Annotated in this window: 27 protein-coding genes; 15 read left to right on the plus strand and 12 right to left on the minus strand. The window is 30.8% G+C overall.

What is annotated here, in order from left to right; all coding sequences use genetic code 11:
• Positions 1 to 53: 53 nt before the first annotated feature.
• The 4 genes from JOC75_RS05350 to JOC75_RS05365 all read right to left on the minus strand — a co-directional run bounded on the left by JOC75_RS05350 (position 54) and on the right by JOC75_RS05365 (position 3,416).
• Positions 54 to 692, minus strand: coding sequence for an O-methyltransferase (locus JOC75_RS05350; protein WP_204953039.1), 639 nt, complete (start codon positions 690 to 692; stop codon positions 54 to 56).
• A complete protein-coding gene (locus JOC75_RS05355; RefSeq protein WP_204953040.1) occupies positions 679 to 1,065 on the minus strand; it encodes a hypothetical protein in 387 nt (128 codons plus the stop codon). Before JOC75_RS05355 ends, JOC75_RS05350 begins: the two co-directional genes overlap by 14 nt.
• A gap of 372 nt (positions 1,066 to 1,437) precedes the next feature.
• Positions 1,438 to 2,349 (minus strand): GNAT family N-acetyltransferase, encoded by a 912-nt coding sequence (locus JOC75_RS05360; protein WP_204953041.1) that lies wholly within the window; start codon positions 2,347 to 2,349, stop codon positions 1,438 to 1,440.
• Between the two features lie 89 nt (positions 2,350 to 2,438).
• Positions 2,439 to 3,416: an NAD(P)H-quinone oxidoreductase gene (locus JOC75_RS05365; RefSeq protein ID WP_204953042.1), complete on the minus strand. Its 978-nt coding sequence runs from the start codon at positions 3,414 to 3,416 to the stop codon at positions 2,439 to 2,441.
• A gap of 240 nt (positions 3,417 to 3,656) precedes the next feature.
• Here JOC75_RS05365 and JOC75_RS05370 point away from each other — a divergent pair, with 240 nt between their 5' ends.
• The 3 genes from JOC75_RS05370 to JOC75_RS05380 all read left to right on the plus strand — a co-directional run bounded on the left by JOC75_RS05370 (position 3,657) and on the right by JOC75_RS05380 (position 6,118).
• A complete protein-coding gene (locus JOC75_RS05370) occupies positions 3,657 to 4,820 on the plus strand; it encodes a YibE/F family protein (RefSeq protein WP_204953043.1) in 1,164 nt (387 codons plus the stop codon).
• The gene (locus JOC75_RS05375; RefSeq protein WP_204953044.1) at positions 4,817 to 5,590 is read left to right on the plus strand and encodes a YibE/F family protein; all 774 of its coding nucleotides are present in this window, start codon (positions 4,817 to 4,819) and stop codon (positions 5,588 to 5,590) included. The genes JOC75_RS05370 and JOC75_RS05375 overlap by 4 nt, the downstream gene beginning before the upstream one ends.
• 102 nt (positions 5,591 to 5,692) lie before the next feature.
• Entirely contained in the window at positions 5,693 to 6,118 is a 426-nt protein-coding gene (locus JOC75_RS05380) for an SET domain-containing protein (RefSeq protein ID WP_204953045.1), read from the plus strand.
• 53 nt (positions 6,119 to 6,171) lie between these two features.
• Here JOC75_RS05380 and JOC75_RS05385 read toward each other — a convergent pair whose 3' ends face one another.
• From JOC75_RS05385 to JOC75_RS05405, 5 genes are all read right to left on the minus strand, one after another.
• Positions 6,172 to 6,639, minus strand: coding sequence for an SRPBCC family protein (locus JOC75_RS05385; protein WP_204953046.1), 468 nt, complete (start codon positions 6,637 to 6,639; stop codon positions 6,172 to 6,174).
• Positions 6,640 to 6,790: 151 nt separating this feature from the next.
• Complete coding sequence (locus tag JOC75_RS05390; RefSeq protein WP_204953047.1) at positions 6,791 to 6,991, minus strand: hypothetical protein; 201 nt, start codon at positions 6,989 to 6,991, stop codon at positions 6,791 to 6,793.
• Positions 6,992 to 7,016: 25 nt separating this feature from the next.
• Positions 7,017 to 7,541 carry a HAMP domain-containing protein gene (locus JOC75_RS05395; protein WP_204953521.1) on the minus strand — a complete coding sequence of 175 codons (525 nt, stop codon included), beginning with the start codon at positions 7,539 to 7,541 and terminating at the stop codon, positions 7,017 to 7,019.
• Positions 7,542 to 7,712: 171 nt separating this feature from the next.
• Complete coding sequence (locus JOC75_RS05400; protein ID WP_204953048.1) at positions 7,713 to 8,000, minus strand: Cache 3/Cache 2 fusion domain-containing protein; 288 nt, start codon at positions 7,998 to 8,000, stop codon at positions 7,713 to 7,715.
• Positions 8,001 to 8,043: 43 nt separating this feature from the next.
• Positions 8,044 to 8,298, minus strand: coding sequence for a hypothetical protein (locus JOC75_RS05405; protein WP_204953049.1), 255 nt, complete (start codon positions 8,296 to 8,298; stop codon positions 8,044 to 8,046).
• A gap of 247 nt (positions 8,299 to 8,545) precedes the next feature.
• Here JOC75_RS05405 and JOC75_RS05410 point away from each other — a divergent pair, with 247 nt between their 5' ends.
• Positions 8,546 to 9,052 (plus strand): acyl-CoA thioesterase, encoded by a 507-nt coding sequence (locus JOC75_RS05410; protein ID WP_204953050.1) that lies wholly within the window; start codon positions 8,546 to 8,548, stop codon positions 9,050 to 9,052.
• A gap of 1,045 nt (positions 9,053 to 10,097) precedes the next feature.
• Here JOC75_RS05410 and JOC75_RS05415 read toward each other — a convergent pair.
• Positions 10,098 to 10,511, minus strand: a complete 414-nt coding sequence (locus JOC75_RS05415) for a M67 family metallopeptidase (RefSeq protein ID WP_204953051.1) — start codon at positions 10,509 to 10,511, stop codon at positions 10,098 to 10,100.
• The gene (locus tag JOC75_RS05420) at positions 10,498 to 11,574 is read right to left on the minus strand and encodes a hypothetical protein (protein WP_204953052.1); all 1,077 of its coding nucleotides are present in this window, start codon (positions 11,572 to 11,574) and stop codon (positions 10,498 to 10,500) included. Before JOC75_RS05420 ends, JOC75_RS05415 begins: the two co-directional genes overlap by 14 nt.
• A gap of 157 nt (positions 11,575 to 11,731) precedes the next feature.
• On the opposite strand from JOC75_RS05420, the gene JOC75_RS05425 reads away from it, so the two are divergent.
• The 9 genes from JOC75_RS05425 (at position 11,732) to JOC75_RS05465 (ending at position 19,963) form a co-directional block, all read left to right on the plus strand.
• Positions 11,732 to 12,364, plus strand: coding sequence for a BMQ_0737 family morphogenetic spore coat protein (locus tag JOC75_RS05425; RefSeq protein ID WP_204953053.1), 633 nt, complete (start codon positions 11,732 to 11,734; stop codon positions 12,362 to 12,364).
• Between the two features lie 67 nt (positions 12,365 to 12,431).
• Positions 12,432 to 12,992: a hypothetical protein gene (locus tag JOC75_RS05430; RefSeq protein WP_204953054.1), complete on the plus strand. Its 561-nt coding sequence runs from the start codon at positions 12,432 to 12,434 to the stop codon at positions 12,990 to 12,992.
• Positions 12,993 to 13,005: 13 nt separating this feature from the next.
• Complete coding sequence (locus JOC75_RS05435; RefSeq protein WP_204953055.1) at positions 13,006 to 13,314, plus strand: hypothetical protein; 309 nt, start codon at positions 13,006 to 13,008, stop codon at positions 13,312 to 13,314.
• Positions 13,315 to 13,357: 43 nt separating this feature from the next.
• Positions 13,358 to 14,650, plus strand: a complete 1,293-nt coding sequence (locus tag JOC75_RS05440; RefSeq protein ID WP_204953056.1) for a coiled-coil domain-containing protein — start codon at positions 13,358 to 13,360, stop codon at positions 14,648 to 14,650.
• 623 nt (positions 14,651 to 15,273) lie between these two features.
• Positions 15,274 to 16,362, plus strand: coding sequence for a non-hydrolyzing UDP-N-acetylglucosamine 2-epimerase (wecB, locus tag JOC75_RS05445; RefSeq protein ID WP_204953057.1), 1,089 nt, complete (start codon positions 15,274 to 15,276; stop codon positions 16,360 to 16,362).
• Positions 16,355 to 17,341 (plus strand): polysaccharide biosynthesis protein, encoded by a 987-nt coding sequence (locus tag JOC75_RS05450; protein ID WP_204953058.1) that lies wholly within the window; start codon positions 16,355 to 16,357, stop codon positions 17,339 to 17,341. The genes wecB and JOC75_RS05450 overlap by 8 nt, the downstream gene beginning before the upstream one ends.
• Complete coding sequence (locus tag JOC75_RS05455; RefSeq protein ID WP_204953059.1) at positions 17,342 to 18,169, plus strand: dTDP-4-dehydrorhamnose reductase family protein; 828 nt, start codon at positions 17,342 to 17,344, stop codon at positions 18,167 to 18,169.
• Positions 18,166 to 19,068 (plus strand): NAD-dependent epimerase/dehydratase family protein, encoded by a 903-nt coding sequence (locus JOC75_RS05460; protein ID WP_239589291.1) that lies wholly within the window; start codon positions 18,166 to 18,168, stop codon positions 19,066 to 19,068. The genes JOC75_RS05455 and JOC75_RS05460 overlap by 4 nt, the downstream gene beginning before the upstream one ends.
• A 106-nt stretch (positions 19,069 to 19,174) precedes the next feature.
• Positions 19,175 to 19,963, plus strand: coding sequence for a sulfotransferase domain-containing protein (locus JOC75_RS05465; protein ID WP_204953061.1), 789 nt, complete (start codon positions 19,175 to 19,177; stop codon positions 19,961 to 19,963).
• A 65-nt stretch (positions 19,964 to 20,028) separates the two neighbouring features.
• Here the strand turns inward: JOC75_RS05465 and JOC75_RS05470 are convergent, their stop codons facing one another.
• Entirely contained in the window at positions 20,029 to 20,442 is a 414-nt protein-coding gene (locus tag JOC75_RS05470) for a hypothetical protein (RefSeq protein ID WP_204953062.1), read from the minus strand.
• A gap of 429 nt (positions 20,443 to 20,871) precedes the next feature.
• Here JOC75_RS05470 and JOC75_RS05475 point away from each other — a divergent pair, with 429 nt between their 5' ends.
• Together JOC75_RS05475 and JOC75_RS05480 are read left to right on the plus strand one after the other, a co-directional pair.
• Entirely contained in the window at positions 20,872 to 21,624 is a 753-nt protein-coding gene (locus tag JOC75_RS05475; protein WP_239589292.1) for a glycosyltransferase, read from the plus strand.
• A complete protein-coding gene (locus JOC75_RS05480) occupies positions 21,621 to 22,658 on the plus strand; it encodes a glycosyltransferase family 4 protein (RefSeq protein ID WP_204953063.1) in 1,038 nt (345 codons plus the stop codon). The genes JOC75_RS05475 and JOC75_RS05480 overlap by 4 nt, the downstream gene beginning before the upstream one ends.
• The last annotated feature ends 22 nt before the right edge of the window (positions 22,659 to 22,680 follow it).

Genomic DNA, 22,680 nt, shown 5'->3' on the forward strand with positions numbered 1-22,680 from the left:
GTCTCTCAAAGAGCTCTTCACTTGAAGAGAAATGGGATGAGATAAAAGCAACTCTATTTAATCACTTTCGAAACAGTCATACCATCACCTATAGGTATAAGAACTGATTCCAATTGTGGATGATTAGCAACCTTTTCATTGAATTTTTTCATTATTTCAGTGTATGGCTTTGGTTGTACATCATCATCTGCAACACTGCCACGGACAAGCACGTTATCAGTAACGATTAACGCACCTAATTCTGCGAGTTTAATACAGTATTCTAGATAGTTATCATAATTAATTTTATCAGCATCTATAAAGAAAAAATCAAACCTTTGTTTTTCTATTACTAGCTTTTCTAAGCTATGTAGTGCTTCACCTGTAATATATGATACTTGATCACCAAAACCTGCTTTAGATAAATTAGTATGTGCTAACTTTGCGTACTTTTCTTCTAATTCAAGTGAAGTTATTCTCCCTTCACTTGTAAATCCTCTTGCAAGACAAATTCCACTATAGCCTCCAAGAGCCCCAATTTCCAACACATTTTTAGCTCCTGAAATTGATATCAGCATAGATAAAAGTTTTCCAGATGACGGAGAAACCGATATAGCAGGCATTTCATTCTCTTCTATTGATAAAATAACTTCTTCCAAAATAGTGTCTTGTTTTGTAAATATTGAATCTATATACCGATTAATTTTCTTCATTGAAATCAAGACCTTTCTGGTTAGATTCTAATAGCTTCTCACCCTTACTTTTTTCAGAAGAATATCCTTTGCCCTTTTTGAATGATTCTAGTGACTCACCTTCTTGAATTTCAAATAATTGTGTAAACTCGTTGATGACCATATCAATCGCTTTTAATTCACCTACTATAACTTGATGAATAGATTGAAATTCTGGTTGATCTAATTGTTGCTTTATTGTTGATCTTTTAACATTCATCATTTCTAAAAAAGCTAGTGCTCTTCCTCTTCGAAACGTTTTAGGTCCTCGGTGATGTGAAGGATGTTCTTTTCCTTTAAACCGATCTCCCCTAAGATGTTCTTTGTTTTTATGATTTTCCAAATCTTCCTTCATGAAAATCACTCCTTATGTATACATTTGGATACAAGTTAATTGTATACAAATGTATACAATTGGTCAACAAACTTTTAATTGTAGTGATTTATTCTATTTACACTAAATAGACGCTGAACATATATAAAGAAATCACCCATAAAGTCGAATAAATCAAATATAATTCTAAACTAATAAATAGATAATAATGCTTACTCAAAATCAGTAAATCTGGAAAAGTTAGTCCGTTCCATTATGCAAAAGACGATTACTTTCAACTAGTTCTTAAAAATAGTATTAAAATAAAGAATCTATTGAAAAAAGCAAATAAACCCGAACTATTAGGCAAAAGATTAAGTGAACTAATTCCTAATAATTCGAGTTTTTATTAGCTTAAATACTTATGATTTTATTACTTTTAGTTAACTTATAGTAATCCATTTTAGATTGTTCAACAAAACCACAAGATTTGTAGAGATTTAAGGCATTTTTGTTCTTAACAGCCACTTGAAGCATGATTTCCTTAACCTGCTTTTCCTTCAATTTATTTACTGCCTTTAATATTATCTCCTTTCCAAAACCTCTTCTTCGATATTGCGGCAAAACTCCTAATCCATAAATACCACCAATACCATCATCAACACCTATTTGTACTTTTCCTACTACTTTTTCACCTAGCTCTACAATATAAATATCAACACCTCGCTTTGCTTCTTCTTCAGGAGAAATAATGTCAGTATTATCTAAAATCATTTCGAAATAAATTGAGTTTTGTCTTGCAATTTCCATAGCATCTTTATTAGTTGCTTTTCTAAATGTTAATACATCTGATTCGAATTCATTTTTTATTAACTCATTTTTTAAAAACATTTCATATTCAGAGTTATCATACTGTGCGCTAGTTTGCTTGATAAAAACTATACCTGAAAAAGAGTTATGATCACTTAATAAAAGCATATCCTGTGTTTTTCTTCTGTGCCATTCATCTTTTACTAAAGAAAATAAGCGACTGAACACACCCATTTTTCTATACTGAGGATGAACCAAACCATTTACTTCCAAGGCTTCACCACTAAATTGACAAATACCAATATAGCCAATTAGAGTTTTATTATCATAAAACATAAATTCATTAATTCTTTCTATGTTATCCGATTTTTCAGAAGATTTCATTTTATAATCAAGTTCAAGCTTCAATGCTATATTTTCTTCTTCCAAACAATACTTGATAAGACCTTTTATGTCTTCATAATCTTCTTGGGTTAAATGATTTTTTAATTTTATACTCGGTTGTTGGATCTTCATTTATTAATCTTTCTCCTTATCAATTAGGAAATGACTTAATAATTTCTATGGATTCTTATGTATTCATTTTTCAGGTATAAGAAAATCAACTAGTTTACACTCAAAATGATCTTCCCAATATTTTTATTTCCTTCCATGTATTCATGAGCTTCCTTAATCTTTTCTATTGGCAGGACTTTGTCAATAATAGGTTTAATTTGTTCTGGTATAAAAAGTGGCACAACTTTTTGTTCAAATTCTTCTGTAAGTTGTTTTTTATATTCGTCACTTCTCGGAGTAAGAAGTGTTGCCTTTAATTGAATTCTTTTCAATAATAAATTCATTAAATTTACTTTTTCAACTACCGGACCACCTAAGATTCCGATTAAAATCCAGCGACCATCTGTGTTCATACTCTTTAAATTTTTTTCCCAATATGAGGCACCTACAAAATCTAATATGACATCAACACCCTTTCCATTTGTTTCCTTTAATACCTCTTCCTCAAAAGCTTTTTCTTTATAATTGATACATATATCAGCACCAAGTGAACAACAAAAATTAACTTTTTCGGTTGAGCCTGCTGTGGCTATTATTTTTGCTTTCGTCATTTTTTTAGCTAGTTGAATAGCAGCTGTTCCTACACCACTTGCACCAGCATGTATAAGTACTGTTTCATCATCCTTTAATTCCCCTAACCAAAATAATGTTTGATAAGCAGTTAAAAAGACTTCTGGAATTGCCGCTGCTTGTTCAAACGATAGGTGATCTGGAACAATCATTATCCGGTTAGCAGGCATTGTGACATACTCAGCATAACCTCCACCATTTACAAGTCCCATAACCCTAGTTCCTATCTTAATTTTTGCTTCTTCTGTTGTTTCAACTACTTCTCCAGCAACCTCAATACCTAATATAGGATTTTCCAAATACCCTGCTTTCCCTTCTCTTGCTATAATATCTGAACGATTTATTGCAGATGCTTTTACTTTTATTACAACTTCACCGTTTTTTGGTGTAGGCATTGGATAATCCGCTACTATTAATTGATCAGCACCACCAGGTTGTTTTACTATTACTGCTTTCATATTTCTTTCTCCTTTCAAGGCATAAAAACCTCTTCGTAAAGTTAGTTTAAAGTATCCAAAGCCAGACATCTAAGCTTTCACTAACATGATAAGTCTTTTATTATTCATACATTCCTTTTCAAGAAAACCTATTCCCTTTCCTCTATTTCACTCCAATATTTATATTTCGCTATGTACTTGTTAGAAACCAATAATCCCAATTTTTCTTCATAGAAAACTACTAAATATGATATCATCTCTATGATATGTTCATTAGGAGGATTTTGTTTGAATTGGTTAGTTAAAAAGTATAAAGAAATATCAAATAAACATAAAGGGTTTTACTTTTTTATTGGACTTTGTTTTATTTTCTCCATGGTTTTTGTACATAATAATTACTTATTTTATGAACATACCATTGCAAAAGTCAAAGAAGCAAAACTACAAGAAACAGTTGATGTGACAGATATTCATGGTAATGAGGATAAGCTATTCACGCAAAATATTATAGCTGAATTAAAAAATGGAGAAAATAGGGGAGAACTGATCTCCTTAACGAATGAGTATTCATTATCAGGTGCGTATGACCAAGAGTACCATGTTGGAAATGAGTTGTTCGTATCAATAGATTCCACGGAAGATAGTACTACTTTAACTGGATCGATTAGAGATGTAAAACGTGATAAATACATTCTTTTTATCTCCTGGATTTTTATATTTGTTTTACTTATTGTCGGTAAAAAGCAAGGACTTTTTTCAATAATAAGTTTAATTGTCAATGCTGCACTATTATCTTTTGCATTAGATATTTATTTGAATACTTCAGAAATTAGTTTGTTATTTCTCTGCAGTATAAGTGCGATATTATTTACGATTATTTCTTTATTACTTGTTAATGGTTTAAATGGGAAAACATATGCAGCAATAATTGCTACCCTACTTGGAACATCTAGTTCACTTATTATAACTATTTTAGTTATGTTTCTAACGTCAGAGAAGGGATTACGTTATGAAGAAATGCAGTTTCTTACTCAACCGCCTCAAATTGTATTCATGGCAGGGGTTTTAGTAGGATCTCTAGGAGCGGTAATGGATGTCGCAATAACAATGTCATCTTCCATTTTTGGGTTATTTGAAGAGAATAATAAAATATCAATTAAAGCTCTTAAAAAATCCGGTTTGGAAATTGGAAAGGATATAATGGGTACGATGACAAATATCTTGTTTTTCGCTTATGTTAGTGGTTCCATTCCAATGCTCGTTTTATTTTTAAAAAATGCTTCGCCCTTGGGCTTTACTTTATCCATGAATCTCTCTTTAGAATTAACTCGGGCCTTAGCAGGTGGTATAGGAATTGTTTTAACGATTCCATTAGGCTTATACACATCTCTTTTTTTCATTAATAGAATGAGGGCAAAAATATGAATGTACTAATAGTTTTAGGCACAATCTTATTTATTTTAATGGTAGCTATTGGTGGAAAAAAGGGAGCTCGTTCCTTCATTGGCTTATTTCTAAACTTTATTGTGCTTTTTCTAACCACTCTATTTATGACAGATCCCAATGCTGATCCAATTATTTTAACGATAATAGCTAGTGCATTTATTAGTTGTATCAATTTATTCTATATTAATGGAGTAAACGATAAAACAAAAACTGCATTTCTATCTACCATACTTACCCTATCAATTTTACTGTTACTTATTACTTTGGTAACAAAATACACAATGACTCAGGGATTTGGTGAAGAAGAAACAGGAGAATTTGGAGCATTTTCGCTTTACATAGGCGTGGACTTTGTAAAGATAGGTGCTTCAATGATCATAATGAGTACAATCGGGGCAATTATTGATGTTGCCATTTCAATTTCCTCTCCAATGCGTGAAATGTTAATTCATAATCCTTTGATGGATAGAAGAGCTTTATTTAAATCTGGTATTACGATCGGAAGAGATATATTAGGTACAAATACAAACACTTTATTTTTTGCCTTCTTCGGAAGTTATTTAGGGTTACTTATATGGTTTAAAGATTTATCATATTCCTTTGGAGAAGTTATCAATTCAAAAGTATTTAGCGCAGAATTGATTACGATCCTTTGTGCTGGGATTGGCGTTGCACTTGTTATTCCAATAGCATCTTGGATAACTGCCTATTTTTTTGTAAAGGCCAGGGATAAAAATAAAATGATATAACTAAAAAAGTTATGTTAATACAATTTAAAGGTTGCTTTCCTTGAATTGAACTGCCAGAATTAAGAGGATATAGTTTTTTTACGAAAGGTAAATGGTGACCACATGATTGAAGTCAAAAATTCAACACTTAGTACAGGAGAATTTACTCGAGGCGTATTTGCAACAAGAGATATTGCAAAAGGTGAGCTATTACATGAAGCTCCTGTTATAGCATATCCAAATGAACAACATGAGTTGATCGAGCAAACTTTGTTAGCTGATTATGCATTTGAGTATGGTATAAATCATACATGTATACTTTTAGGTTATGGGATGATGTTTAATCATTCTTATGAACCAAATGCAACATATGATATTAATTTCCCAAATCATACTTTTGATTTTTTCGCTTATAAAGATATAAAAGCCGGAGAAGAGATTTTAATAAACTATAATGGTGAAGTTGATAATGATGATCCGCTCTGGTTTAACGAAGATTATGAAGAAGCTGTTGCTAAAATAGAAGCTGAAGAAGCTGAAAAGAAATAAAACAATGAGCGTATCAACAATTAGAATATCAATTTGTTGGTACGCTCATTTTTTCAGGAAATTTGAACTTCATTTTCCACATATTCTTTCAAATTATTGTATTGCTCTTCATAAATAAACTTAGTAAACCTTCCAAATATCTTTGTCATTAATTTATAATATATATTACTTGGTATTAAACTTGCTTCGACAACCAATCTAGTACCACTATATTCTCGTGTTAGTAAGTATTTTGAAATACTTACTCCTTCCTTCGTTGTTGAATGCATAATAATTTTATAGGGTGCTTCATATTCAACAATGTGTGTATCAACTGTGATCGTTTTTTTATCTAATTTTTGAACACTTTTAAAGGAGATACCTTTTTTATACATATGCTGATCTTTAGCAGACTCGTAGATATTTTCAATAAACATAGTGTTCCACTGTTTAATTTTATCATCATCATTCACATACGAAAATACGATATCTATTGGTGCATCTATATACTCATCGTAGCGATAAACTACTATTTCTTCCATTTACGATCCTCATTTCTAGAAAAATCTACTAAACTTATAATATAATGTTTTCTATTATTAAACAACATAGATTTTACTGTTTCCTTCTTCCTCCAGTCTCTTTTCGTAAGTTTAAAATGTCATAGCGTTTACCATACTTTAACAAAGTAGCTTAATATTTATATTTTTTAATTAAACTCTTTAAATCTTCAGCCATTGCAGAAAGAGATTTTGCAGAAGTCGAGATGTCTTCCATTGAAGCTAGTTGCTTTTCAGTTGATGCTGCTACTTCCTCTGCTGTTGCTGCATTGCCTTTTGCTGCATCTCCAATTTCATTTGTTGTTGCCCCTACCTCTTGGGTTCCAGCTGACATTTGTTGCGCTGTTGCAGATATTGATTCAAATTTGTGGGGAAATCTCCCTTATGCTATTAAGGATTTCTCCGAATTTTTGAATAGCTTCTTCAGATATTGAAAGTCCACTCTCACATCTTTTGTGCTGCTTCAATTGCCGCGTTTTATGCCAGTGCTCTATCGTTTTGCTGACAGATTCTCCACCCTCTTCAGCTTTAGCAGTAGTGGCTTTAGTTAAATCAGTAATAGCTAATGAATTATCGGCGATAATTGAAGATCCATGCGCTATTTCATTTAATGCAAGTACATTTTTATCAATATTATTTGTTTGTGTTTCAGCACTCCCAACCACTTCAACAATTGCAGTTGTAACTTGTTCAGTTGCTTGACTGGTTTGTTCTGAACTTACAGTTAACTGTTCAGCTGATGCAGCAAGCTGTGTTGAATTATCTTCAAGTGTTTTTAATAAATCACGTAAACTAGCTTGCATCTCAGAAAATGAAACAGCTAACAAACCAATCTCATCTTTTGACTGAATATTGATTGTTTCTGTTAAATCACCTTGATTTATCTTTTTCGCTTAGTCCTGTAAATCTTTTAATTTTCGTGTATTAGAAAATACGATAAATATGACAACAGCTGTTCCGAGAACAACAGAAATACCTATAGCAAGAACTGTTGTATTTAATATAGGTTGAGAAGCATCGCTTATTTCTTTAGCGAAATATGTTCCAGCACCCTTTCATCCTGTTAATTCATTTGTTAAAAAATACATTTCTTTATCATCTTGATTTAATTTATAGCTAAAATGACCAGAATCGTTCTGGTATAGATTATCATAAAATGCATTTTCTGCAGGATCACCAGTTTTAGCAACAGGACTCATGATAAAATTCTGTTTTGTATCAAGTAAAATAGCAGATCCTTTTTTACCGATACGTAATTCTTCAACCGTATCCTTTAATTGGTTCATTCTGTAATCGATTCCAATCACATCTGTACCATCTTCTAATGTTTTTGTAATGGTCACAACCATATCACCTGAACAGCATCTTCATATGGACTAGTAATGACTACTTCTCCCTTTTTTTAATCTGCTTCTTGGTACATGGTCGTCCTCTTGAATCATAATCATCTGGTAATTCCAATTTTGGTGAAGTAATCATACGGCCATCTGTAGTAACAACATAAATTGCTTGTACTTCAGGCTGTAAACCAATATATTGATTGAGCTTTTGACCAATTTCTGAACTTTCACTACCATCACCAAAAAGAGCAGAAGTAAGCCTTCCCGGAGAAAATAATTTCGTTCGTAAACTTATGTTCATCTCTGATGTATCCTTTGAATGTATTTACCTGATAATGAGGAATTAAGTTTATATTGATACTAATCACAAAAAGTTTATAGTTTACTATTATAATTCAGACTTTTTATTATCTTTAGTATGAAAAAATGCCATCTTTATGTCTACAATGTAAGAAAATGAAACAAAGAAATTGACGTTCTGTTTAAAAAAGAGAATAATATAACAATGAATTAACCCACTTGCATTAGATTAGTCAGGAGAGAATGTTATGGATAAAAGAGATGAAAAGAAATGTAAAGAATCACTTGTTATAAAAACAAGTCGGGTATTTCCGCTTGATACTAATAATCATAATACATTATTTGGTGGTAAGCTTATGAGTTATATTGATGATGTTGCATCAATTTCTGCAGCAAAGCATTCGCGTTGTGACGTTGTTACTGCCTCAACAGATTCTGTGGATTTTTTAATCCCGATTCGTACTAGTGAATCAGTTAGTCTTGAATCTTATGTGTCATCTGTTGGGCGATCATCAATTGAGGTATTTGTAAAAGTAATTACTGAGGATTTAATTACGGGTAGACGTCAATTAGCAGCAACTTCATTTTTAACATTTGTTGCTTTAGATAACAAACGTAAACCTGTTGTTGTACCGAAGGTTGTTCCTGAATCTGACGAAGAAGTGATGCTTTTCAATACGGCACCACAACGGATTAAAGTTCGAAAAGAACGCCGTGAACATAGTGAAGCCTTTGCTAATGTAGTAAAGCTGTAATAAACATAAAAATTTCCGCTCGAGATCATTTCTTGAAATTCGTTTTGCTTTTATATTTAGATTATGTAAATAGATCAGTCATCTCTCTTTATTTGAGAAGTATAATAATTTACTATTTAAAGTGTGAATTTATATGCTGTTTAATATGCATATTAACTATTACTTGGAATAGTGATTCTCTTGATAATAATCATCCCTTATAGTTTTATTGATTCTTTCTTTAAAGTTCATCTCTCTTTTTGGTGAGAATGAAATTAGTAAATTTGTTTGCACTCCAGTATAAAATACATCGAAATCACTTGGATCAGGAACGGTATCAGCTGAACATACCTCACTTGATAACACCATAGGACGGATAACATTAATATGTGTTTGGCTTCCTCATTGAATAGGTTTACTTTTGAATAATATGTACATCATTTGTTACTTCAATAAACTATGAGCACCCGCTGCTTTAGCATGTACAACACGCTAAAAGCCTCTTTCTAAGAAGTGAAAGTTTACTAATTTTTCTAGTTAATGAACGCATTTTAAAAATTGTAGTCCACAGTTTCTCATAAATGTTGTGTTCTGATTGTTCTAAACTTCTAGGTAGTTAGTTGTTAGCCAACTTTTTATTAACTCACATTTATTTTTCAAATAAAGTAAAATCTATTAATTAGTAACAATCTTACAGAAAAGAGCCTTATATTATTAGTTATAATTCAAACTTTAATCAAATACAAATAAAAAAGAGTCCAGCTTTCATTATGCTAGGCTCTTATATGAACAATAAATTAATTCACTATAAATCTTTATCCTTTAGCATTATTATTCTAATTGTTTATTAAAACTATTGTACTAAAACTTAATTTCGTTTTAAACAACATCCTCCTTTAATGACTCTTTTCTTATTGGGAGATATTTTTGTTCTTTTCTTCCTATTAATAATTGTTGGGCTGTTCTTTATCTCTTTTGAACTTCTACAAGGGACCATAATTTAATCTCTCCTTTGATTTTATAGATTATTATAAGCACACCATACTAATTTGATTGGACTAATTTATTATTGTTTAACTAAAAATAATATTTCTTTAAATTGTTGATTGTGTATTTTAAAACACTTAACAACTGGGGTTATTTTTTTATATGAGATAATGATCATTTTGACATTGGGATCAGGGTGATTAATAATATCGGAAGTTGAAGGAATTGGTGATGTTGCTGGGTGTGAATGATAAATACCTAACACTTCATGGCCCCTTTGTTCAATTAATTTCAGTGTACACTTTACAACACCTTTTCCCACATAGAACCTTCTATCTGAATTTAGTTCATTTTTTAATTTCCAAACCGATTGTATACAATTATTGGTTCCTGAAAGAATTCCACAAACCTCATTAGGAAGATATTTTACCCCATGATTAATGATCTCTTTCAAGCAATATTCTGTAAAAAACAGTTTCTCATTTATCTCCATTTTTACCTCGTTGTAGAAACGAAAAAAATGAAGGTTTTTCATTCTCATCCAATACCTTTTTAGTATCATGAATAGTTCTTTCTGAATTTTTAATCTTTCTGTCATGTAAAGGGTCTATATTTTCTTCTAAGACAATAAGTTTTTCTTGAACAGATTGCTCAAGTGAATGTATTAATTTCTGATTTTCATGATCTTCTTCTTTTTTTTCTTCATTTAATTCTACATTGATTTCATCCGTATCATGATTATAAGAAGTCTCATAAACTGGTGTATTCTTTTCATCGTGGTACTGATCTTTAGATTCAGGATTTTCTTGTTGAATAAACCCATCGTCTGAAGGGTTTGAAACATATGATTCATCTGTATTTTTATTTAATTTTTCATTTTCATTAGGTCCCAATCTATGTGGATTCTGTCCACGTTGTCTTATAGGTTTCTCAGCTTTTACCTTCGGATCTCTCATGGAGGTAAATTGTTGATGTCGTTGTACCAAATTTTTATTTTCTTGTAAGGAAGAATTAATCATCTTCTTAAGCTGCTGAAAGCTAGTAGGTTGTTTATTATAAATTGGTTTATAAAAAGAATTTTTCTCGGAATCTTTTTCAAGTAGCACTTTCTTTAATTCCTTCAGTTCATCTTTTAATAGGACTATTTCATTTTTTTCGACCAAAGCAACTTCATTTGGTACTGTATTTTTTTTCATTCTTTCAACTAATTCCACTTTAAAATCATTTGATTTTATATAATCGATCTTATCAGAAAGATGATTTAATCTTAGAGCCATATTCTCCATTGATTCTTGTGCATTCATCATTTGTTCTGTAAGAAGATTAACTTTTTGTTGTATCTTGACTAGGTGATCATCTGTATTTTTTTTTATTAAATTCATTTCATTTTCTATATATGAAACTTGATCAACTAATTTAACTCCTTCATTCTTCATTAATAGGTAATCTTCCATTACCTTTCCTGCTTTTATTGTTTCTAATGTTTGCTTATAAAGCTTAAGCTTATTTGTTAATTCATCTATATTATCTAAGTTGTTTAATTTCTGTTGATCCATTTTGCTCCATCCTCCTTCTGAATAATATTAAACTAGTTTATTACCCTACGAGACATTTACACAATTTAACATTTCGCACATAAACTATGAACCCTTTCTACTAGTATACATATGCTACAAATGAAAGAAATTATACTAATTCGGAGGTGTTTGCTACATGCAAGCAAAAAATTTATCAGGAGGCCAGGAACTCCTATGTATTAACACAACAAAAGTATATGATTGGATTCTTAATGAGGCATCGTTTGATTTAACTTTTGTTGACGAAGACCTACCAGTAATTGGTGAAGAACAAATTACATGTGATGACATTACTGGACCTGTAACATGTGAAGTCACAGCAAGTGATGTTGATATTCTTAATCGTGAAGATAGAGAATTTGTCATTGATGGCGCACTAGTTACACTTCAATTAGTTACTATCCGTAAAAATTTCACTGTTACCTTTTTCTTCCCAACTTTACTGGGTATTGGAGAAACTTCATTCGATTTCTCACGTTGTGAGCAAGTTGTTCTTTGTGCTCCAGAAGGAACAATGGTTGAAGTATCTTATCCAGAATTAGACTGTTTTATCTGTACTTTTGAGTGTGATGATTTAGCTGATGAATTCGATGCAACAGTTACAGTACGTTTATGCCAAAGTATTCAATCAACATTCCCTGTAACACTTGAAGTTGTAGCGGATTTTTGTCAACCGAGAGATATTTTACCAACTCCAGCATGCCCAGCTCCTACAATGCCACCTCAATGTCCTGTATTATTCCCTGATAATGGTGATGATGCAGAATAATTGTGCATAAGGATAGAGAGAGGAATTCACTCCTCTCTCTTATTTTAATAAAGGAGTACTATATATTATGAAGGATAAAAATTTGATAAGATTTTATAAGAAAATTGAACAATTTGAGTTTGAAACAACTTCCTATATTCAAGAAATAAAAAAGCTAGTTTCTGAAGCTCAGCATAATAATAACGTAAAGATAATTAGTTATTTTACATACAGTACAAATATATCTCATTGTAAAGATAAGGAAAATTTACTAATTGGTACATTTCATCTTCAAAATATAGGAAATACAGTATGCACTAAACCTTACATTTGCATAAAACTAAAGTCAGATGTTCCTTTCCATTTTTCAGGAAAATATATAAGCAAAAAAAGCAATACAGCTTTGCAACCAAAAGAAACTTGGGAACGGATTAATAACCAGACAGACCCAACAGAATTTTGGCTTATGCCTGTTGGCAAAGAAATAATTGCACCATCTGAAAAAATATCCTTTCCAAATTTTCAAGTGAAATGGACTCCTGAAAAAACGTATTCTGGAGGTGTTATGGGCTATAGTTATGCTGAGGAATTTAAAGACGGTATTCCAGCCATTAACCAAATCCATATTAACGGTCAAATGAAAGATTGAGAGGTAAAACATTATGAATTCAAATGAAAAGCAAGAACATGAATTTCTATTAAAAGAATTAAGTCGTACCTTTGTTAAAAATCAATTAGAACAATTAAAAAATAAAAACAAGGATAACAATAGCTTCATCTATTTAGAAGGTAACACACTAAATATGCTCATTGTCTATTTATTAATGGAAAATGAAAGAAACAATCAGCAAACTTCTGAGAATGTCCAAAGTTCAATTCCTGAGGAATTAATTAATGCATTAGACTTATTAATGAGTAAAAACAAGACTGAGTTTGAAGATATTCTTTCAATTTTAAAAGAAAAACTGTAATATCAACAACAAAAAAAATTATTACAAAGGAGGGTGCTTCTATATGAAACGGGAAGATACTAATAACCCTATTCAACTTCAACAAAGAATTATTTATTATAAATCAGAACTTGAAAAATATAAATCTCAAGTTGAAGATTATGAAAATAATTATCACTACTCCTATTTACGAAAGCTAAAAGAGCAAAACAAACAATTATTAGAAGAAAATGCTACTCTATCTTTGCAAATAGATGACTCTTATCAGGAACATAAGAAAATGTTAGAGTTAATAGAAAAAAGCACAAAAGAAAAAAGTGATCAAGCTAAAGAAATAATGGATTTAAAAGAACAAAATGAGGAAAACCAAGTAAAAATCAAAAAGCAAAATGAAGAAAATCGTTCCTTAAATCATTTTTTAACAGAGAAGCAAGCTGAGTTAGAGCAAATTCTCAATAAAAATACAAACTTCGCAGAAAGAAATTTCGAACAACAAGAAGTTATAAATAAATATGAAACTAATCATAATAAATTAACTAATACTATTGATAAGTTAACTAAAGAAAACCTAGAAATTAAAAATAAAATATCATTATTAGAATTAGAACTAAATGAACAAAAAAGTAAAAATAATGAATTAGAAACTGATAGGAAAAAAGCTTACCTTTTATGCCATGAAAAGGATAATGAAATTATATTGTTACAAACAAACTTAGATAATTCCTTAGATAAGATCGACCAAATTAGTGAGAACAAGGAAAAGCTAATTAAGGAAAATACAAACATAAATTTAAAACTACAACAAGTTGGAAATATTCAATCTAAAAACCTCGAATTAATGAATCAAACGGAGGAATACTCTAGAACAATTAAAATGCTTTATGAAGAAAATGATTTACTTAAGAAAACTAACTCGGAATTACAAAAAGAAATTAATATATTAGATTCTAAGACATCTAAAAAAAATGTTGAGTTAAGTAAGATTCATATTGAAAATCAAAAATTAAAGGAGGAACTTCATAAATCCTCTTTAGAATTTGAAAAGAATAGCTTTATTTTTAATTCTAATAATAGAATTAATCAAGAATTCGAAATATTCAAGAAAAAGCAAAGTGATTTGATTAAAAAAATAGATAATATGCAAAAAGATACCGATTCAATTGTTGGTGTATTTAATTTATTATCAAATAAAGATCATGAACTGTCTACCTTAAAAAAAATAGATTTAGAATTCAAGAATCTGTTGAAGAATTCTTTATTTTACGAAGAAAAACTAGATTCAACTATTATCCAGCTTTCTGAACTAGAATGTCAATTAAATGAGTTATCAAATAAAATTGTTAAAAACTCAAACTAAGCAACCTGCTTTGTTAATAAGGTAATAAAGGGAGAAAAACTCAATAAAACTACTCTACAAAATAAGAACAGTCTAATAATCCATTATCTTTTCCCCCTTTTTTACAATTTGAACACACTTCATGTAATCTCTCCGTTCACTTCATTAAAAAAACAAAACTTATTGTTTTTAAATTTCTCCAAGTTATATCAACTAGTTAAATTTCGTTTTCAACATAAAAATTGATTTGATCTGACCCATATAATTCACTCTATCAATTCGAATAAATTTACCTCCTTCTAAGAATTCAACTCTATTATTAAATATTACTCTACTAAATTATATGAAACTTAGTAGAAAAGGTTCTTTCATTAGCCTATTGTTATCTGATTTGTACGCTACCCTTTGTTTTACTTAATAATTTTCCACTTATTATTCTTACATCATTCTAATTTTAATCTTTTTTGCAAGATACTAGTCTAGTAATTAAATATTTTCTAAAAACAATTAGACAAAATGACTATTAAAAGTAATAGAGTTGCCCATAGCATAAATCATATAATTGCATAAATTATAAGTAAGGCTGAAATTGAATTTGAATCGGTCTATTAATATAAAATAATAGTGACAAAGGAGCATCGATCATGAAGGTAATGACAATATTAGGAACACGACCAGAGATTATTCGCTTAAGCCTAATTATAAAAAAACTAGATAATTTTGCTGAAAAACATGTATTAATCAATACTGGGCAAAATTTCACTTCGTCATTAAGTGATATCTTTTTTCAGGATTTAAACATTAGAAAGCCTGATTATGTCCTATCTACTCAACAACATTCTCTAGGAGAACAGTTATCTTTAATGTATAAGAATTTAGAAACTATTTTGTTAAAAGAGCAGCCAGACAAAGTATTAGTCTTAGGAGACACGAATAGTGGCTTAAGTGCAATATTAGTTGAACGTATGGGAATTCCAGTTATCCATATGGAAGCTGGAAATAGATGTTTTGACTTAGAAGTTCCTGAAGAGAAAAATCGACGGTTAATTGATTCGATTTCTAGCTTTAATCTACCATACACTCCACAGAGTAAAGAGAATTTAGTTAATGAAGGGTTCCCTCGAAATCGAATTTTCATCTCTGGAAATCCTATTAATGAGGTATTAGACCATTATAAAACTGAAATTAATAAGAGTACAATTTTAGAAAAGTTACTTCTAGAAAAGAAAGATTATTTCTTAGTAACTGTACATCGAGCAGAGAATGTGGACCATGAAGATCGACTGCTTGAAATTTTCAAGGGTATAAACAATGTAGCAAACATATACAAAAAACGCGTTGTTTGTAGTATCCATCCACGTACAAAATCTCGATTAGAAAATCTAAATATTGAAATAGATTCTTTAGTAGAATTTTATGAACCTTTTGGATTTTTTGATTTTGTTAAATTGGAAAAGAGTGCTTTCTGTGTGTTGACAGATAGTGGAACCGTTCAAGAAGAATGTTGTTTATTTCATGTTCCTACGATTACCGTTCGAAAAACAACAGAACGTCCTGAAACGATTACATGTGGGAGCAATATCATTTCTGGAATTAGTGCATTACAAATTGTTAGCTCAGTCAATGTAATGGTAAATCAACCAAAAAATTGGCTTTTCCCTGAAGGATATGATCAAACGAATGTGTCGGATAAAATAGTTAAACTAATATTAGGAGGCATGAAAAGTGTTTAATAATCAAACAGTTTTAGTGACAGGTGGTACTGGTTCATGGGGCCATGAATTGGTTAGACAGCTTTTAACTTACGACCCAAAAGAAATTCGTATATTTTCAAGAAATGAATCTGCTCAATTTTCTATGAAACAGGAATTTGATAATAATCCTAAACTTCACTTTATTATTGGTGATATTAAAGAAAAAGATGCATTAATCGAAGCTGCAAAAGACGTTGATTATTTATTTCACCTAGCAGCATTAAAGCATGTTCCGGTTTGTGAAGATCAACCTACCGAAGCATTAAAAACCAATGTGATCGGTACACAAAATGTAATAGAAGCTGCTATAGCTTGTAATGTAAAAAGAGCAGTTTACATCTCTACTGATAAAGCCTCAAACCCTTCAAATTTTTATGGTTTATCAAAAGCAATGGGTGAGCGATTGATCATTCACGCTAATACACTCACAACAAATACAAAATTTGTTTGTATAAGAGGTGGAAATGTTTTAGGTACAAATGGTAGTGTCATCCATGTATTTAAAAAACAAATTAATGAAAAGCAAAAGGTTGGTATTACAGATTTAAATATGACACGTTTTTTCTTAACTGTGCAAGATGCAATCAAACTAGTATTTAAAGCTACTTTCGAGAGTATTGGTGGAGAGATTTTCGTGATGAAAATGCCTGCATTTAAGATTTTAGACTTAGCTAATGTTCTAATAGAGGCTTCTCAAAAAGAAAATGTCAAAATTGAAACACTAGGTGTACGCCCAGGAGAAAAAATTCATGAATTACTTTTATCAAAATATGAAAGTAAGACAACTATCACTTATGATGATGAGTATTATGTCATACTCCCTTCTATACACATCCAAGGTTTAAGAAAGCATTACGAAAAATATAAACCTGTCAATTTAGAAAGTTACCATTCCGGCACTGGATTAATTAGTCCAGAAGAAATTAAGGAAATGTTATTGAAGGGCGGGTTTATTTAAATGAAGGTATTAATCCTTGGTGGAAAAGGAATGGCTGGTCATATAATGACAGCATATTTCAAACAAAGTAAAATTTATGATGTATTCTATACATCAAGGGATAAAGAAGACAAAGAAAGTCTCTTTTTTGATGTTATAGATGTTAAACGTTTAGAAGAATTAATAGAGATAATTAAACCAGATTTTGTTATCAATTGTATAGGAATCTTAAATGAACATGCAAGTAATAACCCCCTACTGGCATTACAAGCAAACAGTTTACTCCCTCATCAAATAGCTAAGTTGGCTGAGCGACATGGAGGAAAATTAATCCACATTAGTACTGATTGTGTTTTTTCAGGTTCTAAGGGTGACTATACAGAAAATGATATTCCTGATGGGACATCTGTATATGCCCAATCTAAAAGATTAGGTGAAATAAATAATGACAAACATTTAACAATACGCACCTCAATAATTGGACCTGAATTAAAGGATAATGGAATAGGCTTATTCTTATGGTTTATGAAACAATCGGGTGAAATTAAAGGATATGAAAAAGTATTATGGAATGGTGTAACAACACTTGAACTAGCAAAAGCAACAGAAGAGATGATTAAAAGTCAACTTACTGGTTTGTATCATCTAGGTTCAAAAAGAAATATATCTAAGTATACTTTGTTAAATTTATTTCAAGAGGTTTTTGGAAAGTATGATGTTCGAATCATTGCTGATGATTCTATAACTCTTAATCGAACGATTAAAAGTACCCGGACTGATTTTCAATATCACATTCCTTCTTATAAAGATATGTTAGTAGAATTAAGAGAATGGATGCAAAATCATTGAAACGAGATTCCAAGATATTAATTACAGGTGCCAGTGGTTTTACAGGACAACATGCATGTAACTATTTCACAGAATTAGGTTATGATGTCATTGGAGTTACAATGAATACTCCCCTTGTAAATAAGAAGGTTCATACTGAATTTTGTGATCTCACTAATAAAAATAATGTCTCTTTACTAATTAAAAAAGTTAAACCAAAATACCTTCTTCATTTGGCAGGACAAAATCATGTGGGAGAGTCCTGGAATGAGCCAATTAAATCACTCGAAGCAAACACGATGGTTACAGCACATTTACTCGAAGCTGTTCGCCAAGAAAACCCTACTTGTAAAATTGTTATAGTAGGATCAGCGCTTCAAGTAGATCCAGCAAATTTGTCCACTCTACCCCACCCTTATAGTTTAAGTAAAACACTTCAAATTGTTATCGCTCAAGCATGGGCAAAATTATATAATATGCATATTGTTATTGCAAAACCATGCAACCTTATAGGTCCGGGTTATTCAAATGGCGTCTGTTCTCTTTTCGCACAAAAAATCGTAAAAATGGAAAAAAAAATGAGTAATAAAATACTTGAAGTAAATAATCTGCTTGCTCAAAGGGATTTCCTTGATGTTAGAGATGCCGTTAGAGCTTATGAAATTCTTTTAAGAAGGGGTAGATCAGGTGAAATATATTCATTCGCATCAGGAAAGAGTCGATCCTTAGAAGAGATTATCGATGTATTCAAAAAAATGACGACAATTGATTTTGAGGTAATTACAAAAGTGAGTCCAGTTTATGAAAAACCTATTGAAATTAATTCTTCAAGAATAACTAGATTAGGATGGAATCAAGTAATTCCATTTGAATCATCAATAAAAGATATTATTAGCTTTTATAGGAAAATTCTTCTTTAAAAGAAAAGCCTTTGAATCATAGACACGATCCTTAATCTACTTTCTTGAAAGGAATAATCAACAAGTAAGACTGACAAATTGGATAAAACAAAAAAAGGAGAAGAAAATGTCTAAAAACAGTAACATTGTTCAATTAGCACCCTTTTTAATGTCATCAGTACCAAAAAGTGGTACACATTTATTACATCAAGTCCTTAATGGTATGCCAAATTTAACAAATGATATCAACAACATGGAAAAAAAATTCTTTATAGATCATCATGTTAAGGATATTAATATTTTTAAGGATCATTTCTATCGTCTAGCTCAATTACAACCAAATGAATTTGGAGTTGGGCATATGTTTCATTCTGATGTGTATGCCTCTATGTTAAGTAAATTAAATTTAAAACATGTTTTCATCTTTCGTGACCCAAGAGATGTCTTAGTTTCTTTATCTTATTTTATCCCAAACAAATGGAACGAACATCCATTATATAATGAATTTAATCACAATTTAACAGTACCAAAAGAACGTATGATCACCTTAATTCAAGGAATTAAAGATTGTTGGCCAAACTTCGATGATTGGAATCGACCTTTTTATAATTGGATAACTGATTCAAATACTCTAGCTATTTCATTCGAGGATTTAATGCTATCTAATGAATCACGCTATAAAACTATAACGAAAGTTGTTCAATATCTATGGGGTGATACAACACCAATTATTCCTTTCGAAAAAATGGTCCCTATTATGGTAGCTAATATTAACCCAAGTGAATCTAATACTTTTAGAAAAGGAAAAATTGGCTCGTGGAGAGAAGAATTTGATAATGAAATTAAAGAAAAATTTAAGGAAGTAGCTGGTAATTTACTAATTGATGCAGGTTATGAAACAGATAACAATTGGTGAAAAATATTTAATAATAACCCCTCACAAAGATGTGAGGGGTTATTATTAAATATTGCTTGATTTATTTAACCAACAGGTGAAATAGAAGTACCTGATAAGCTTATAGGACCTACAGCTGACGCTTGATTTAGCAATGGATTTAATACTTGTGCTGTTACCCTGTAAGAATGGTATCCTAATGGTGGATTTTTATCTATAATTTGAAAACTAGCATTTCTAAGTTCATTAACTGCCAGAGTATTAACTTGAATTGTACCTATAATACCTGTATTTCGAAAAACAGTTAATAGGACCTGTGGAACTCCTAATAACGACTGAATTCCAATCTCACCTAATAATAAAACATCGGAATTTGTTTTGTTAACAGCTAGACCAAATGCTGCAAGAGTTATACTAGATGGTGAACTAGGAATTTCTCTATCTAGACTTTGGCTAAAGTTAGAAGGGACACTAGAATTAAAATCTTCAATTACTTTCATTATATCATCCTCCTTGAATAATATTTGCTTTACAATTTATTATATGAGAATCTATCGAATCTGATTGGACAGAAAACTAAAACTTTAAAAGATTAATAGCTCGAAATCTTCTTTCCGACATAATGTTAAGAATCTTCTGTTAACCCTTCAAATAGTTCTAGGTTATACTCTGTCTAAAGTTTCTATTTTGAGATACAATTTCCCAAATAACACTTTTTAGATCGTTAAGACATATAACCAGCACACACGAATCAATTAACAACTAAACATTCATTCTATATTCTAATTAATGGCTCAGTTAGCATAAGTTAACCTTTACATTTTCTCGAACCTATTTTTCAATAATTTCTAACAGATTTTTCACTTCTTTATTCAACATTTCATATTATATATAGTGAGTATCTAGTTTGATAATTATGTAGTTTAAGTATGTTCATCTATTTAATCCGTTTGGAGGTGCTTCGTATTAATAAAGTATCTATTATAATACCTTTTTATAATTGTTCTTACGTGGATCAAGCAATACAGAGTGCTTTAAATCAATCATATCCAAATATAGAGGTAATAGTCGTTAGCGATGGCTCAACTAAATTCATCGAGAAAATCACCCCTTTCCTTGGGAGCGTTCGATTTATAGAAAAGGAAAACGGCGGAACAGCAAGTGCACTTAACTTAGGAATTCAAAATGCCACGGGAGATTATTTTTCTTGGTTAAGTTCTGATGACCTCTATTACGAAGGGAAAATTTCAAAACAATTAAACTTCATGAAAAAAACAAATGGATTTTTCAGCTATACGAACTATTCTTTAATTGATAATAACAGTCAAATTATTCATAAAGAAGCAGGTGTATTCTTTAAGAAAAAAATTGAATTTTTACAAAATTTCATAATTGGTAATAACATTAATGGGTGTACCGTAATGATGAAAAAGGAATTGTTTTCTACCTTAGGATTATTTAATGAAAAGCTAAAATTCACCCAGGATTATGATTTTTGGTTAAGAGCCATACAACATTATGAATTTTTGTATTTAGATGAGCCGTTAGTTAAGTATAGAGTCCATGATGATATGGGTACAAAAAATAACACTGAAGAAATAAACAATGAAATAAAGTCTCTTAATCAAAAATATGAACAAAGCTTAATAAAACTAATTAATTTAGAAAGGAAAAAATTATGAAGTTTACTTTTCCAGTTTTTACACTTAGCAAAGGCGGAGCCCAACGAATGTTAGCTGAGATTACTAATGGTCTCGTGGATAGAGGACATGATGTTACAATCTTAATGGCATCACAAGGTAAGGTTGATTATCCAACTAAAGCTAGATTGGTACGAACTAAAAATAATATAATAGGAGAAAGTGATTTCCCTAAAAGTGATGTTATTATTTCAAACTTTTATACCATGGTGCCCTATACACATGCAGCGAGTCAAGATGGAAAAGGTATGCATGTTCGCTTAAGTTTATGTTATGAGCCACCATTTATCGAAAATAACCATGAGTCCTTCCCCTCCTATTATCTAACACCCAATTTAATTGTTTTATCAAAGTCTCAACAACAAATTATCTTCTTAGAACACGGCATTAAAGGACATATTGTTCCAGTGGGAATCAGTACCATATTTAAAAATTTTAAAATTAGAAATGCGAAAACACCTATACAAATTTCAGCTATTGTGCGTAAACCAGAAGGTGGACTTTCTTGGCACCGTGAACAAGATTACCTCATTAGCCAATTAAAAATGGTTCATTCAAGATATCCCAATACTATAATCAATTTAATTTCTCCACCGGATGAATTTTACTCTTCTCCAATCCTAAAAAAATTAAAGAACACTAATAATTTTAAGTGGTTCACACCAGCTGATGATAAAGAACTTTGTTATCACTATAATCATACAGATATATTTGTGAATTCTTCCATCTATGATTCTGCCTCCATACCAGGTCTTGAAGCAATGAGGTGTGGAGCTGCGTTTGTTACCACCTATAACGGAGGAAACCTTGAATATTGCCGTCACGAAGAAAATGCACTCATTTCCTACCGTTATCAAAATCAACTAGGGAATGATATTATTAGATTAATCGAGGATCCTTCTCTTCGTTCCAGGATAGCACTTGCAGGTGAAAAAGAAGCTGAAAAATGGACTTGGGAAAGAAGTGTGGCATCATTCGAGGAAGCGATACAAAAAATGATCATAACTAATCAATAACAGATTTTTTGTCATTACCACT

Origin of the sequence: Metabacillus crassostreae (assembly GCF_016908395.1) — a bacterium.
GTDB classification, from domain to species: Bacteria; Bacillota; Bacilli; order Bacillales; family Bacillaceae; genus Metabacillus; species Metabacillus crassostreae.